We start from the raw sequence: 14203 nt of genomic DNA, 5'->3' as shown, positions 1-14203 counted from the left end.
GCCTTCCCCGGGTCCCGGTTCGGCGCTCGAGCCTCTAATCAGCGGTCTGCCAATGCCTTCGATCCCGGTGACACCACTTTTTCGATCATCGTCGACGAGGGGGCGAAGTCATGCCGGGGCCGAAGGCCGGGAGCCTCATCGCGAGGCCACGAAGAAGGTAACGGGGGCTCCGACACCGGTCCGTCACCGGTCGACCGGCGGAAGACGGGCAGCAAACACCACTTGATCTGCGACGGACGCGGCACTCCGCTCAAGGTCATCACGACCGCGGCAAACGTCAACGACGTCACCCAGACCCTCGCCCTGGTCGACGGCATCCCGCCCGTCGCGGGCCGCCCCGGCCGTCCCCGCAGACGCCCCGAGGCCCTGCTCGGCGACAAGGGCTACGACTCCAACGCCAACCGCGACGAGCTGCGCAAACGCCGGATCCTGCCGGTCATCTCCCGCAAGGGGGCCCCGAACATCCAGGGGCTGGGCAAGCTCCGCTACGTCGTCGAGCAGACCTTCGCCCTGCTCCACCACTTCAAAAGACTCGCCGTCCGCTGGGAACGACGCACCGAACTCCACGACGCCTTCGTATCCCTGGCCTGCAGCCTCATCTGCTGGAGACGTCTCAACAGGCCCGAATCATGACGGTTCAGAAGGGCAGCGGTTCGGCGTCCAGTGACTCGGTGTATCCCAGGGCCCACCGTCCGGGAACAGACTCGCAGATCGCCTCCAGGTCGGCCCGGGTCCGGCCCCGAACGTGCAGCCAGCTGTGGACGCCCAAGCCGTCTTGGCGTAGCAACTGTCCCGGTGCGGAGAACCAACGCACTGGAAAGTCCTCCGGCCCCGTCCACATCGGATAGTCGGGCAGCGCGACCCGCTGGAAGCGTTCGGGCACCGCCCCAAGCAGGTCCGCCGACAGCTCGCACGCGTTGTACAACCGACCTCCACCGCCGAACAGTGCCTCGCTCAGTACAAGCTCGACGCATGCCAGAGACACCCGGTCCAAGAACGGCACCCAGCCGTGCCGCGCCTGGACGACCACCGGCGGATCGTCCTGATCAAGGTCGCGCAGGCGCACGCCCCAGAAGGCGCAGCCCTGGTTTTCGCTGCGGAAGACGAGGACACCGCCGCACTCGTCATGCACGAACATCTCGGCGGGCGGCAACAGCGGATCCTGGTTGGCGATCAGGCTGGCCTGCGTACCCAGCAGCATGTAGAACTCGCGCAACACGGCCGGCAGGGAGCAGCCGAGCGTCGCCTCGGCCCGCGCCAGTTCCGCTGCTGGCGTGCCGTCGTCCTCGGTCAACGGCTCGCCCCAAGCAGCGGCGAAGCCGCGGACGAATGCCCACCCCCGCTCCCGGTCGGTGATTCCGCCGTCTAGAGCCTGGGCCACGTCGAACACGCCAGTCATGCCGCGACCGTACCGGAAGCACAGGCCGCATCACCCAGAGACGATCAGGCCGCCAGTGAGAGCAGACATACCGAGCCAGTCCGAAGCTCCTCGCCAAGATCGTGTTACGAGCTCTAAGGTCCATGGGCGAGGCCAGAGAAAGGGGAGTCGGACACTCGCATCACGAGCCTCGTCCAGTCCACCCTCTCCTCGCGTCATCCCAGCTCGGACAGGTGATGGGAGAGGCTCACTGTGATCACGGGGCGCGGAATCAAAGGCAACACTTCCGACAGGTTCGGTGATTCGTTGCCGCCTGTTGACCATGTCGTTCTGAGCAGTCCACGGGAGAGACGGATCTCGCCCTGGCCGGAACGCGGAAAGGTGCACATCGGTGAGACGGAAGTATTCGGCCATGCTCACGGTGACGGTTCTCTTCCTGCTCGCAGGTTGCGCTGATGAACCGCGACCGTGGGAGGACATCTCCGTCTCCGGGGTGCGAGATCTGACCAACGAGGAAGTCGTCGAGATCGAGCGGGCCGAGCAGAAGCTCATCAAGACATGCATGAGGGACAGGGGGTTGCCCTACTGGGAATTCCCGGTGCCCAGCATTGACGAGCGGAAGTCGGGCAATTACGCCATCGAGTCCGTGCGGTGGGCCAAGGCGTACGGATACGGTCGAGAGTTCGAAAAGCTTGGCGAAAAGATCCGAATCTCCCACCGGACCGTCATATACCAAAACGGACTGCCCAAGGAAGGGCGTGTCGGTTACACCCGGGCTCTCGACGGCGACTACAGGGACAGGATGACAGCCGAACTCCCCGGAAAACTTGGCAAGGTGGAAACTCCACGCGGGGGATGCACCAACGAAGCGCGCGACGAACTCTACGGTGATGCCGCGATCTGGTACACGGCACGCCGGACCGTGGAGAGTGCCCTCCCTCTCTACGTCCAGGCCCTCAAGCAGGACCAACGCTTCACGAAAGCGCTCAGTCAGTGGGCCGACTGCATGACGAGAGCGGGACGGTCCTTCGCCAGCCCCGACGATCTCCGGCAGAAGAGGGCGGCGGCCGTCGAGAAGATGTCGGATACCGAAGCCGATGCCTTCGACAGGAAACTCGCCGTCACCGAGGCGACCTGCGTAGTGGAGTCCTCCCTGGGCAAGGTGCTCCGTGACCTGGAGAGCGAGTACCGGGCCAGGACTCTGAAGCCGTACAGCGAACAGTGGGACACCTACCGGAAGATGCGCCTGCACGCCCTGCGGCAGGCCCCGGACGTCCTGTCCCGACCATGACTCCGGCAGACCACCGACTGCCGGACAGCAGACACCTGCTACAGAAGAGATTGGCATGCGCATGTCCAAATTCGGTTCGGCTGCCGCCGTGGCGGCCCTGACCGGGGTCTCGGTCCTCGGGTTCGGCCCCAGCGCCTCCGCCTCGACGCCCGGGACCTGCTGGGACAACTACGAGAACGCCGGCAGCGGTTACATGTCCGCCTACTCGGCGATCAACTGTGACGGCCATATCGGCGCGGCCAAGGGAAACGACCTGGACTGGGGCGACAGCTCCGGCTCTTTCCGGGGTGGTGACGCCAACCAGGCCAGCTCTGTCGTCAACAAGGGAAACTACTCAGAGGTGAAGTTCTACCTGGGGAGCGGAGGCAACAGCATTTTCCACATCTGCCTCACCCGTGCCGAGGGATTCGTCCGGAATCTGACCGACGATTACTGGCTCGGAGACAGAACCTTCGGCTCCGTCAACAACGCCATAGGTTCGCATCGTTGGGTCGAAAGGACTTCGTGCTCGGCCCTCGCAGTGTGACCCTCCCTGCTACCACCCCCTTCGGCGTAATCGTGCCGCCTGGCCAGTAGGCGGGCGTGGCCGGGTGAACCCGGACGGGTGCGGCTCATCATGATCGTGTGCTCCCACTCGCAAGATCAGGAGGAACCGCGCCCGCCTGACGTCCTACTACTCCAGCCGTAGTTCGTGATTTTCATTCCTGAGTGGCTTGTCGTCGGTAGTGGCTGGCTTGGGATCGGGCCTGGTGGCGGCGTCGCCAGTTCGACCAACCGAGCCGGTGGGCTGTGTCGTGGACGGGTCGGACGACGAGGGTGATGAACAGGCGCTGGATCTCGTTGCAGGTGAGCGGAATGAGGGCATCGGGTGCGGGGCGGGTGTGCTCGTCTGCGCATACGACGGCGAGGAAGGCGTGCGCGGGCATGGCGAGGGTGACCCAGCGGGACCAGGAGGTATAGCGGCGGACCTGGTGCTCGTCGAGTGCGGCCAGGTCCTTGCCCGGCTGGAAGAACTCCTCCACCCGCCATCTTGATCCGGCGACTCTGACCAGCGCGGTCAGCGGCACGGACGCGGGCGAGTAGCAGCGGTAGCAGGCGAGTTCGCCGGTGCTGCGGTTACGGCGGATCAGTAGTGGACGACTGCCGGGGGCGGGGGTCGGAGAGGTCGATGACTGCCCAGTTGTAGACGCGGTGGCCCTTGGCCCCGGCCCCTGCGGAGAGCTTCTGCCAGGCCCGCTTGGGCACCTTCTTGGCCAAGATGTCCGCACGGAACTTCCCCGCACCGGTGGTGACTTCGTGCGAACAGGCCACCGCGAGGACGTAGCCGGTGCCGCGTTCCTCCAGTGCGGTTCGCAGCTTCGGGTTGCCGCCGTAGACCTCGTCGCCGGCAACCCGGGCAGCCTGGTGGCCGGCGTCCAGGAACCGGGCGGCCATACGAGTGGCCGGCTCCGGCTTGGTGGCGAAGGTGGTGTCCTAGGCAAGGCCCGCGGCGCGGCAGCGGTCGGGGTCGGAGGACCAGGAGCGCGGAACGTAGAGTTCCCGGTCCACTGCGGCGTGGCCGCGCTTGCCTGCGTAACCCAGGTAGACGGCGACTTGGGAGTTCTCGATCCGGCCAGCAGTACCGGTGTATTGGCGCTGGACGCCGACCGTGCCCGTGCCCTTCTTCACATCGCCGGTCTCGTCGACGACCAGCACCGCCCGGTCGTCGTGCAGGTGCTCCACCACGTAGCCGCACACGTCGTCGCGGACCTGATCGGCATCCCACTTGGCCCTGCCCAACAGGTGCTGCATGCCATCCGGAGTGGTCTCGCCGACCCACTCGGTGATGGTCCAGCAGTTCTTGCGCGGCAGATCGGCCAACAGACCGAGCACCAACCGCGCCGCCCTGCGCCGGGGTTCGACCCGGGCGAGGCGCCCCGCGATCCGGCCCAACAGGCCCATCAGGCCCTCGAACGCGTCCCGCCAACGGGCGGGTTCTATGCTGTGACCTGCAGCCGCCGTCTCTTCGTCAGCCCACACAACTCACGATAATCAACGGTGGCCGCCCCAGTCTCCACAAAGCGTCAGGGTCGCGCAGTTCCGCTTGCCGTCCTGAGTCAGGAGGACATGTGCAACGTGGCGAAGTCTGGTGGGTGGAGTTCGACGAGCGGCGGCTGGTCGTGCTGCTGGCGGCAGACGACGCGTCCAGGATCCGGGCGATGCAGGTCGTCACTCCTGCGGGCGTCGACATCAGCGGTCTGGGCGTCGAAGTGCAAGTAGGTGCCATGGAAGGGCTGCCCTTTGAAGGCGTGCTGCGGTTCGCGTTCCCTCGCCCGGGCTTTACCCCCTGCACGTGGCTGACCACCGTGTCCCGGGACGACCTGATCGAGCGGGCGGGCGTCCTGTCCTCCGCGAAGCTCAGCGAGATTGAGGACGCCCTCCGTCTCGGCGAACAGGTGAAGGAACGGACCCCGGTGACAACCGCGAAGCTCAGCGAGATAAGGGACGCCCTCCGTCTCGGTGAACTCGGGTAGGCGCAGAGGTGCCACTCACCTCACCATCGAGATCACGATCTACGGCTGGAGTACTACCCGGCCACTGCCACTGCCACTGCCACTGCCACTGCCACTGCCACCGCGCACCCCATCGCCCAGAAGTCCGGGCCGCGGGACCTGCCCCTGTGGGTGCGAGGAGCATATGGAGGGGCACGGATATCTTCACAGTGGCCACGGGGCGGGTGATGGGCTCGTGTTCGCAACGCACGAGGCTCCCGTGCCGTTGAGAGAGGCGTTCGATGTCTCAACTCATCAGTGCAGGAGCCTCGTTGGTTCCAATTCCTCCCGGCACTCGGCCTGCCTCATGCGCTGGTCGAGTGGGTAACCATGCTCATCGTCACCTGTGAGGGTGACCGCGTAGGTGACAGGCGCTTCGCATCCTGTCGTGGGTCGCGCCCCGGGCCGACTTCTCCCGGAAGCAGCTCCGCCAAGGGTGAACGTGCAGCTCGTGACCGATCCCGCGGGCAAGCTGCTGTAGATTTCACCCGCGTTGCCCGGCCGGACCCACGGCCTCACCGCAGCCCGCACCCACGGCATCATCCTGATCTGCGAACGTCAGGGCATTCCCGTGCTAGTCGACCGCGCCTACACCGAACCTTTTCCATTTTGATCAGGTGGCGAGTTCGAGTGCGACGGCGGCACGGACGACAGCGGTGGTCCGGGTGGTGCTGCAGCGGAGCTTCCGCAGGAGCCGCCGGCATTTGAGGATGGTCATGGCGTGTTCGCCCAGGCTGCGGATCTTGGCGTGATCGCGGTTGTGACGCCGATGCCGGCCGTGCAGGTTCTTGCCCCGGAACGGAACGGGACGCGGACAGCAGGGCCTGCGCCCTGATATGCCTTGTCCGCCCAGTACTTGACGTCGTCGGCGGTCAGGGCGGCGGGAATGCCGTGGGTCCGGGCCGCGGTCAGATCGTGCACGGCTACGGCTGCGGGTAGGGTGTCCGAGGCCCGGAGCAGACGGCCGGCTGGATCCGCGAGGACCTGCACATTCATCCCGTGGTGGTTCTTCTTCCCCGAGTAATACGGCTGGTCGGCAGCGATGCGGTCGATCGGCAGCACGGTGCCGTCGAGGATCAGGTACGCCTTCTTCCGCACGGTCGTCATGGCCTGTTCCAGCGTGGGCGCGAGTGCGGCCAGAAGATCGAGGGTCTGGCGTATGTACCGGTGGACCGTCGTGATACCGACGCGGAAACCTGCTGCGAGGCGGGCGTGGGTGTCGCCGCAGCGCAGGTGGGCCAGGACGAGCAGGGTCTGCCGGCCGTAGGCCAGGCGACGCCACCGGGAGCCGATCCGACGACGGTGACCTGCGAGGAGACCGGAGAGGTGTTGCAGGGTGCGGCTGGACAGATCGATACCGGACAGGCAGACAAGCACGCGAAAGCTCCTGGCGGACTGGCGATCTTGGTCGTGAACCCGTCTACCAGGAGCTTTTTCATGCCCACCGCCGGGGTCGCCCGTCCAATCACCCGTCAGGTGGAAACGCCTCACGCCCTGTCATCAGGCAGCCAGCGCTCCATGCTGCCGACACTCACCTGCTGCTACCAGCACGCCTACTCACAATACGCGCTGAACTCCCTGTGACAACAAGGGAGTTCAGCGCCACACCTGTCTCCTCGGTTACGAATCCATGACATTGGGACGTACAACCGGGATCGCCCGGCTCGAGTCGTACCCACTGAACGCGGCCTTCCGCGTATAGAACCGACCGACTCGAAAGGCTCACGTATGTCCCGAGCACACCGCCGAACTCGTACCGCGCTCACCGCACCCCTGGCAGCCGCGGTGCTGCTCGCCGGAGGATTCGGCGCCATGGCCCTCACCGGGGCCACGGCGCACGCGGCCACCGGGTCCGCGGACGCGCAGGACGACTTCAACGGCGACGGATACGCCGACCTGGTCGTGTCGGCACCGGACGCCACGATCTCCAGCCAGGCCAAGGCGGGCTACGTGGCCGTCACGTACGGCTCCGCCAATGGGATCTCCACCGCCAACAAGAAGCTCATCAGCCGCTCCACCAGCGGCGTTCCCGGCTCCGCCACCGCGAACCAGCGCTTCGGCACCAACTTCACCAAGGGCGACCTCGACGGCGACGGCTTCAGCGACCTGGTGATCTCGGGCGGCAGCCCCGGCTCCGTCATCCTCTGGGGCTCCGCCTCCGGACTCACCGGCGGCACGGCCATACCCGGGTACGGGCAGTCCCCCACGACCGGTGACTTCGACGGCGACGGCAAGACGGACCTCGCCCTGTTCTCCTACCTGTCCGGCGCGGGCGACGACCCGTCGAGCGGCGACGCCACGGTGTGGAAGGGCCCGGTCTCCCGTGCCGGACAGCCCACCGCCACCCTGCCCCTGCTGGACAAGGCCGACTGGTGGGGCTACGACACCCCCGACGCGTCCTGCGCCACCAACGGCATCGGCTGCCGGGAGGACGGCGACTCGATCACCGGTCCCATCCGCTCCACCCGGACCGGCGACGTCAACGGCGACGGCAAGGACGACATCGTCGCCTGGAAGTACGCGGGCGACGGCCAATGGGGCAACCATCTTCTCCTCGGCGGCGGCAGCACGGGCTTCACCACCGGCTGGACCCCCTCGGACGGCACGGCGACCGGCACGGGCACCGGCATCGGGGACGTGAACAACGACGGCTTCGACGACGTCGTGGTGGGCAACTACTGGGCCGGCGGCAAGGTCCAGATCGCGTTCGGGTCGGCCTCCGGCCTGTCCGAGGAGCGCGTACAGGTCTTCGACCAGGACCTGCCCGGCTTCCCCGGCGTGGAGGAGGAGGGCGACGGGATCGGCTCCACGGTCTCGGTGGCGGACGTCAACGGTGACGGCTTCGGCGACATCGTGCTCGGCATCTCGGGCGAGGACATCGGCGACATCACCGACGCCGGTTCCGTCGCCCTGGTCCCCGGCAGCGCCACCGGCGTCACGGGCGCCGGCACGCAGACCTTCCACCAGGACACCGCCGGGGTGCCCGGAGTCGCCGAGAAGGACGACCAGTTCGGCGCGAGCAGCGCCCTGCTGGACTTCGACGGTGACGGCCACGCCGACCTCGCGGCCGGTTCCGAGGCCGAGAACGGCTGGAACGGCGCGGTCTGGGTGCTGCGCGGCACGGCGACCGGTCTCACGGCCACGTCGTCCCTCGCGTTCGGCGCCGGCGACCTCTCGGCGCCCGCCACGGGCGCCCGCTTCGGCGCGCTCCTGCGCTGAGCCTGCCGATCCGGCAACGGGGGTTCGGTGGGGCGGCCTGGTGCCGCCCCACCGTCATGTCCGGCCGGGGTGAGCCGGCTCCGGCCGAGGTGCGCGGGCCGCCCCACCGCCTCAGTCCAGGTGCGTCGGCGCGAACATCCGCAGCACCGCTGGCAGCACGACCACCGAAGGGCCGGGCGTGGCGAGGGACTTGGCGAGGTCGTCGGCCAGGGAGTCCGGCGTGGTCCGTACACCGGGGACGCCGAAGGACTCCGCGAGCGCGACGAAGTCCGGGTGTGAGCAGCCGCCTCCATGACAGCCAGCCGACCCGATGATGACCGGACGACAGCAGCCACCTGGTCACTTCACGACAGCAGACCGCTCCTCATACACGCCCTACCATCAAGCAGTCGGCGCTCCACGCTGCCGACACTCACCTGCTGCCACCAGGACGCCCACTCACAGCCCTGAACCGTGCTCAGTTTCCCGTCGGTGACTGAGGTGGGACCGGGCCCTCACCCGCGTAGGTGTTGCCGCGCGGGGTGGACGGTGCGTCGTCTTCGGAGAAGGTCAGGCTGGGCCAGGAGCCGGCAACAGCGGTGTCGTCCAGGGTGATGCCGAGATGGTCGAGCACGAGGGCCACCACTGGCGCCATCCCGGCGTTCTCACCCTCGTGCGCGGCGAGTGCCGCATCGACCCGGTCCCGCCATGCACCGGTGTGGTCCGTGTCCGGCATGTTCGGCTCGAAGTTCTCGACACACTCGCCGTCACGCCAGTATTGGAAGACGTCGAGGCCCTCGGTCATCAGTACGCTGTACGTCTCGGTGTCCCGGGACAGTGCAGCGAGCGGTTCGGGCCAGGAGCCGATGACACCATCCTCCTCGATGCAGAAGGCCCAGTCGCCGAGTCTGCCGGACCGCAGCAGGGAGACCGCCCCGTTAGCGAAGTTGCCTGTGGGCAGTTCCGACGCCTGCTCCGCGTCGAGGAGACGAGAGCGGGACGGGTCCGCCCCGTACCGGGTGAGTACCTCTTCGGCGGTCAGGTCCCGGGTAAAGGTGACGCACGTCCAGCCCTTCGCCCAGTCGAGCGAGGGCGCGTCTGTGTCCGCTGCCATAGTGCCTCCGTGATTCGTGCCGCTGCGTGCCGCTGGTCTCCACACCGTCCGTGCTGTGTGGTGCGGAGACCAGATAATGATTCCTGTTCAGGCCGTAAACTCAATACGGAAGGGATCGTTGCTCACCAGACGCTGGCATTTGCGGAGTGAATCGATCTGTCCAGCCGCACCCTGCAACACCTCTCCGGTCTCCTCGCAGGTCACCGTCGTCGGATCGGCTCCCGGTGGCGTCGCCTGGCCTACGGCCGGCAGACCCTGCTCGTCCTGGCCCACCTGCGCTGCGGCGACACCCACGCCCGCCTCGCAGCAGGTTTCCGCGTCGGTATCACGACGGTCCACCGGTACATACGCCAGACCCTCGATCTTCTGGCCGCACTCGCGCCCACGCTGGAACAGGCCATGACGACCGTGCGGAAGAAGGCGTACCTGATCCTCGACGGCACCGTGCTGCCGATCGACCGCATCGCTGCCGACCAGCCGTATTACTCGGGGAAGAAGAACCACCACGGGATGAATGTGCAGGTCCTCGCGGATCCAGCCGGCCGTCTGCTCCGGGCCTCGGACACCCTACCCGCAGCCGTAGCCGTGCACGATCTGACCGCGGCCCGGACCCACGGCATTCCCGCCGCCCTGACCGCCGACGACGTCAAGTACTGGGCGGACAAGGCATATCAGGGCGCAGGCCCTGCTGTCCGCGTCCCGTTCCGTTCCGGGGCAAGAACCTGCACGGCCGGCATCGGCGTCACAACCGCGATCACGCCAAGATCCGCAGCCTGGGCGAACACGCCATGACCATCCTCAAATGCCGGCGGCTCCTGCGGAAGCTCCGCTGCAGCACCACCCGGACCACCGCTGTCGTCCGTGCCGCCGTCGCACTCGAACTCGCCACCTGATCAAAATGGAAAAGGTTCACCGGAGCCGGCCTCTGGGTGGCCACTCCGCGTACTCGACGACTGTTTCACCGGCACCCGGCTTCGGCCCGCTCCGTCATGACGACATCGCACATGTTCAAGGTCAGTAACAACGACCAACACAATGAGTCGAGTTGTCGGTGGGTGATCAAGCAGCCTGCGAGTTTGAGGAAGGCTTCGTCTATGTCCGCTCGCCGTGCCCAGCGGATGCGCAGGCCTTCGCCTGGGCCTGGCATGCCAATAGCGGTGATCAGATCCGAAGGCGTCGTACGACAGCTGGCCCGCGAGCCTGGTGCACACGGCGGCCCGCCGCGTGGGGCTGCACATCCATGGGATTCCGTCCTGCAGAAAACTTCGGCCGGTGACCGATGAGTTCTGGGGCGCATCTGCGGTCTACTCCTGCGGAAGGGCACCAACCCGGGAAACGACACTGGAGGCGACGCTATGAGAGAGGCCGACGGTCCTGTGCAGGGGAACGTCATCATCTTCCACGGAACGGGCGCGAACCCTGAGGTCTGCTGGTATCCGTGGCTGGGTCGGCGACTGGCCGAGCGCGGGTACGCCGTCGAGATACCGCACTATCCCGACCTCAACGAAGAGCCCATTGCTACCTTCTTGCCGAAGGTGCTCGCCAACCATGTCTTCGACGAGCGCACGGTGTTGGTCGGTCACTCGGGGGGCGCCGCCCTGCTGCTCGCGGTCCTCGAGCACATCGACGCGACGGTGTCCCAGGGCGTCCTCGTAGCCGGGTATTCCACACAGCCCAACACCCGAGACGAGCCCGTCCTGCAGACCGGCTACGACTGGGCGGCGATCAAAGCCCATGTTCGCGACCTGTACTTCATCAATTCCCGCCACGACCCGTACGGCTGCGACGACAGGCAGGGGCGCACGATGTTCGAGCGGCTGGGAGGCACGCAGATCGTTCGCGATGACGGGCACTTCGGCGACTACGACCAGCCGTATGAGACCTTCGAGTTGCTCGACAGGCTCATCGGCTAGTCGCGACGGCTTCCAACAACGGCTGACACAGTGAGCCGAGTTGTCGGTGGGTGATCAAGCAGCCTGCGAGCTTGAGGAAGGCTTCGTGATGTCCGCTCGCCGTTCCCAGCGGATGCGCAGGCGTCGGAAGCCGTGCCGCCAGGCGAAGGTCCGCTCGATCACCCACCGGTACATCCCCAACCCGGTGCCGTGCCGAGTGCCGCGGCGGGCGATGGCATGCACGATGCCACGGGTGCGGACCTGGTCGCGGTAGACGTCATGGTCGTAGACCCGGTCAGCGAACAGCGAATCCGGTTTGCGCCGGGGACGGCCGACCCGGCCGCGGACCGGTGGGACGGCGTCGAGCAGCGGCAGCAGTTGCGTGACGTCGTTGCGGTTGCCGCCGGTCGGCAGGACGGCGAGTGGGGTTCCATGCCCGTCGGTGATCACGTGGTGTTTGGAGCCGGCTCGGCCCCGATCGACCGGCGACGGGCCCGTCGCGATCCCGGTTACCGTCTTCGCGGCCCTGAAACAGGGCTCCCGGCCTCCGGCCCCGGTATGACTCGGGAGCTTCTAGCGCTGGTGGAGGAGCGGCTGAAGGCCATGTCGCCTGGAGAGCGCGGCGTGTTTGCTGCTGGTCTCGCGGAACGGCTCATGAGCTGGCACGAGGGACTACCCTCCGACGAGCAGGCGCCGTTCACTGTGGGCCTTCGTCCCCTGTTGAACTCCGTGTGGGAGGGCGTTCTAGGTGACTCATAGGCCTTCTCGGCGGTGAAGCGCGGTGTCGCCGAGTACATGCTCAGCGAGTATTGCCACAACGACGGCCAGGACGGGCCCGATGATGCAGACGAGTCTGCCGCAGCGGCGACGTTGTACGCCGCGCACGCCTATCTGTTCGGCTGTCACGACTTCGCCGGCTGGACCAGTCGCCGGGCAGTGGAGGCCGTCGATCAACACCTTGAGTTCCTGGCCGAGCAGGATGAAGACGAGCTCGTCCCTGATGCGGACGAAGCACTGGCCTTTGAGTTGCAGCGGCAGTTGCGGGACCTCGAACTCATCGCGAACTACTCGAAAGATCTTCGCTACTCCAGCATGGGACTTCCCATCGACACCTCGATCCGACTGCGCGTTCAGCTTCGAGTTCCTCTCTCCAGTCGGGCGTGAGTGTCCGAGAAGCAGGAGTGGCTCGTCGTCCGCCTGGACCACGGTCACGGCCAACCTCACCTGACTCGTGCTGATCCGCCATCTCGCCCCCGGCAGCCGGATCCATCCGCTCATCCGCAATTCGATTGTGGTGGGCTGCTCGTGCGTGAGACGGCGGGCGCCGTGCCGTCGAACATTGGTTGCTGACGCTCCATCAAGTAGGTGCGGAGCTCCGCACTTTGGAGCGATCGTCAGTGACGGTTCTCCCTTGGGAACCCCACACCCTGGCCAATGGCCCCGTGACGAATCTTCCGCGCAAGGGCGTAGCTCCAACAGGCCGCCGCTGGACGGCCCGGTCAGCTCATCGATCCGACCACAGGTGCCCACTCCCGGATGCCCACCACCTCTACACCCTGCGTCCGGTAGTAGGGATCCGCGTCGAGGAGGCGTCCCAGTTCGACACGCTCGACATCGAACACCAGCAACGCTCCCGAGTCGTCTGCCCAGGGACCCGCCGCGAGCAGCCGACCCTCCTCGTGGAGCCGGGCAAGGAACGACCGGTGCGCCGGACGTGCGGCGAGACGTTCCGGAGAAGCAGTGAAGGCAAGCTCAAGGATCATCATGCGGCCGACGGTACGGTCTGACGATGACGAGTTCAGCATCAGCCGATACACCAGCGGCATGGCAGGCATTGGCCACCGTGCCTCTGCTGGCCGCACTGCCTGAAGATCGGCTGCGCGTGCTGTGGTCCAACTCGATGCCACGCCGCTACCACGAGGGAGAGGTACTGCGCAGAGCCGGCGATCCAGCCGAGCACCTCCTTCTACTGCTGCGTGGCCGGGTGTCCGCCACCATCAGCACGGCCGCCGGTCGGGTCGTCCGCTTCGGCGAATGGGCCGGGCCCTGTGCACTGGACAAGGTCGCGGTGATCGACGGCCGCGGACACACAGCCACCCTCACAGGAATCACCGCCTGCACCGTGCGCAGCCTCCCGCGAACCCGATTCGAGGCACTGGTCGACGACGTGCCTTCGGTACGCAGACACGTACTGCGCCTCCTCGCCGACCACGCCCGGCATGAACAGGAGCGATTCACCAATGCCGTCACACTGCCGGTCGAGGCCAGGCTGGCGACCTGGCTGTTGGCGCAGGCTGCGGCATCTCCCCAAGGGAAGGCCGAGCTGCCAGGGAATCAACAGGAACTTGCCGACCTGCTGGGAACGACCCGGGTGACGATCAACCGCATACTCTCCCAGCTGCGCCGCGACGGCTTGGTCGAGGTCACCCGCCGCGCTGTCGCAGTGCTCGCACCAGAGCTCCTCGCGTTGCGCGCAAGTGCCCCCTTGCCGCCGGCGGAAACACGGAACCCCATCAAACGATGACGTTCAACACTTCATCAGTGACTCCAACTCCTCCACGACTCCATCCAGGACGCGGCTTGCACTGCCCACGTGGCACTGCTCAGGGTCTCAGGCACGATCCGACCGAGACCGAGCCCACATCGCTGCTGTTGACCCCCTTCCGGACGCCGAGGCTGCAGGGCTCATTGCCAAGGCTCGGAGGCAGGCGCTTCACCTCGACCCCATGGGCGAGGGAGCACCTCCGTGCGTCCTGACGAAGGGCTTCGCCCGCTCCTGCAAGAGATCAAGGAAGCGCT

The 14203-nt window shown here is 66.7% G+C and carries 11 protein-coding genes and 7 pseudogenes; 10 read left to right on the top strand and 8 right to left on the bottom strand.

Going from position 1 to position 14203, the window contains the following annotated elements:
- Positions 1–84: 84 nt before the first annotated feature.
- Positions 85–633 (top strand): IS5 family transposase, encoded by a 549-nt coding sequence (locus tag OG718_RS04965; RefSeq protein WP_328847684.1) that lies wholly within the window; start codon positions 85–87, stop codon positions 631–633.
- Between the two features lie 4 nt (positions 634–637).
- On the opposite strand, the gene OG718_RS04960 is transcribed toward OG718_RS04965, so the two are convergent.
- Positions 638–1399: an SMI1/KNR4 family protein gene (locus OG718_RS04960; RefSeq protein WP_328843380.1), complete on the bottom strand. Its 762-nt coding sequence runs from the start codon at positions 1397–1399 to the stop codon at positions 638–640.
- 391 nt (positions 1400–1790) lie between these two features.
- Between OG718_RS04960 and OG718_RS04955 the strand changes: the two genes are divergently transcribed.
- A complete protein-coding gene (locus OG718_RS04955; protein WP_328843379.1) occupies positions 1791–2669 on the top strand; it encodes a hypothetical protein in 879 nt (292 codons plus the stop codon).
- Between the two features lie 55 nt (positions 2670–2724).
- Positions 2725–3195, top strand: coding sequence for a hypothetical protein (locus tag OG718_RS04950; RefSeq protein ID WP_328843378.1), 471 nt, complete (start codon positions 2725–2727; stop codon positions 3193–3195).
- A gap of 172 nt (positions 3196–3367) precedes the next feature.
- Here OG718_RS04950 and OG718_RS04945 read toward each other — a convergent pair.
- Positions 3368–4610: pseudogene (locus tag OG718_RS04945) on the bottom strand (IS701 family transposase).
- Between the two features lie 167 nt (positions 4611–4777).
- Here OG718_RS04945 and OG718_RS04940 point away from each other — a divergent pair.
- Entirely contained in the window at positions 4778–5182 is a 405-nt protein-coding gene (locus OG718_RS04940) for a type II toxin-antitoxin system PemK/MazF family toxin (RefSeq protein WP_328843377.1), read from the top strand.
- Between the two features lie 348 nt (positions 5183–5530).
- Positions 5531–5792, top strand: a pseudogene (locus OG718_RS54355) (hypothetical protein); the annotation flags it as partial.
- A gap of 21 nt (positions 5793–5813) precedes the next feature.
- On the opposite strand, the pseudogene OG718_RS04930 reads toward OG718_RS54355, so the two are convergent.
- Positions 5814–6577, bottom strand: a pseudogene (locus OG718_RS04930) (transposase family protein).
- A 351-nt stretch (positions 6578–6928) separates the two neighbouring features.
- Between OG718_RS04930 and OG718_RS04925 the strand changes: the two are divergent.
- Complete coding sequence (locus tag OG718_RS04925) at positions 6929–8419, top strand: FG-GAP and VCBS repeat-containing protein (RefSeq protein WP_328843376.1); 1491 nt, start codon at positions 6929–6931, stop codon at positions 8417–8419.
- A 111-nt stretch (positions 8420–8530) separates the two neighbouring features.
- Here OG718_RS04925 and OG718_RS04920 read toward each other — a convergent pair.
- Together OG718_RS04920 and OG718_RS04915 are read right to left on the bottom strand one after the other, a co-directional pair.
- Positions 8531–8695 (bottom strand): annotated as a pseudogene (locus OG718_RS04920) (thiamine pyrophosphate-dependent enzyme); the annotation flags it as partial.
- A gap of 181 nt (positions 8696–8876) precedes the next feature.
- The gene (locus OG718_RS04915) at positions 8877–9512 is read right to left on the bottom strand and encodes a DUF6461 domain-containing protein (RefSeq protein ID WP_143645132.1); all 636 of its coding nucleotides are present in this window, start codon (positions 9510–9512) and stop codon (positions 8877–8879) included.
- 150 nt (positions 9513–9662) lie between these two features.
- Between OG718_RS04915 and OG718_RS04910 the strand changes: the two are divergent.
- A pseudogene (locus OG718_RS04910) lies at positions 9663–10405 on the top strand (transposase family protein).
- 140 nt (positions 10406–10545) lie between these two features.
- On the opposite strand, the pseudogene OG718_RS04905 reads toward OG718_RS04910, so the two are convergent.
- Positions 10546–10638, bottom strand: a pseudogene (locus OG718_RS04905) (IS5/IS1182 family transposase); the annotation flags it as partial.
- Between the two features lie 229 nt (positions 10639–10867).
- On the opposite strand from OG718_RS04905, the gene OG718_RS04900 reads away from it, so the two are divergent.
- Positions 10868–11425 (top strand): RBBP9/YdeN family alpha/beta hydrolase, encoded by a 558-nt coding sequence (locus OG718_RS04900; protein ID WP_223065040.1) that lies wholly within the window; start codon positions 10868–10870, stop codon positions 11423–11425.
- Here the strand turns inward: OG718_RS04900 and OG718_RS04895 are convergent.
- Positions 11415–11911: pseudogene (locus OG718_RS04895) on the bottom strand (IS5 family transposase); the annotation flags it as partial. The gene OG718_RS04900 and the pseudogene OG718_RS04895 sit on opposite strands and share 11 nt — an antisense overlap.
- A 264-nt stretch (positions 11912–12175) precedes the next feature.
- On the opposite strand from OG718_RS04895, the gene OG718_RS04890 reads away from it, so the two are divergent.
- A complete protein-coding gene (locus OG718_RS04890; RefSeq protein WP_143644777.1) occupies positions 12176–12568 on the top strand; it encodes a hypothetical protein in 393 nt (130 codons plus the stop codon).
- A gap of 335 nt (positions 12569–12903) precedes the next feature.
- Here the strand turns inward: OG718_RS04890 and OG718_RS04885 are convergent, their stop codons facing one another.
- Entirely contained in the window at positions 12904–13170 is a 267-nt protein-coding gene (locus OG718_RS04885; protein ID WP_143644778.1) for a YciI family protein, read from the bottom strand.
- Between the two features lie 77 nt (positions 13171–13247).
- Between OG718_RS04885 and OG718_RS04880 the strand changes: the two genes are divergently transcribed.
- Complete coding sequence (locus tag OG718_RS04880; protein WP_328843374.1) at positions 13248–13928, top strand: Crp/Fnr family transcriptional regulator; 681 nt, start codon at positions 13248–13250, stop codon at positions 13926–13928.
- Positions 13929–14203: the final 275 nt, after the last annotated feature.

Origin of the sequence: Streptomyces sp. NBC_00258 (assembly GCF_036182465.1) — a bacterium.
GTDB lineage: Bacteria > Actinomycetota > Actinomycetes > Streptomycetales > Streptomycetaceae > Streptomyces.
Note: the sequence above shows the minus strand (reverse complement) of the source record. Positions and strands in the feature narration are given on the sequence as shown.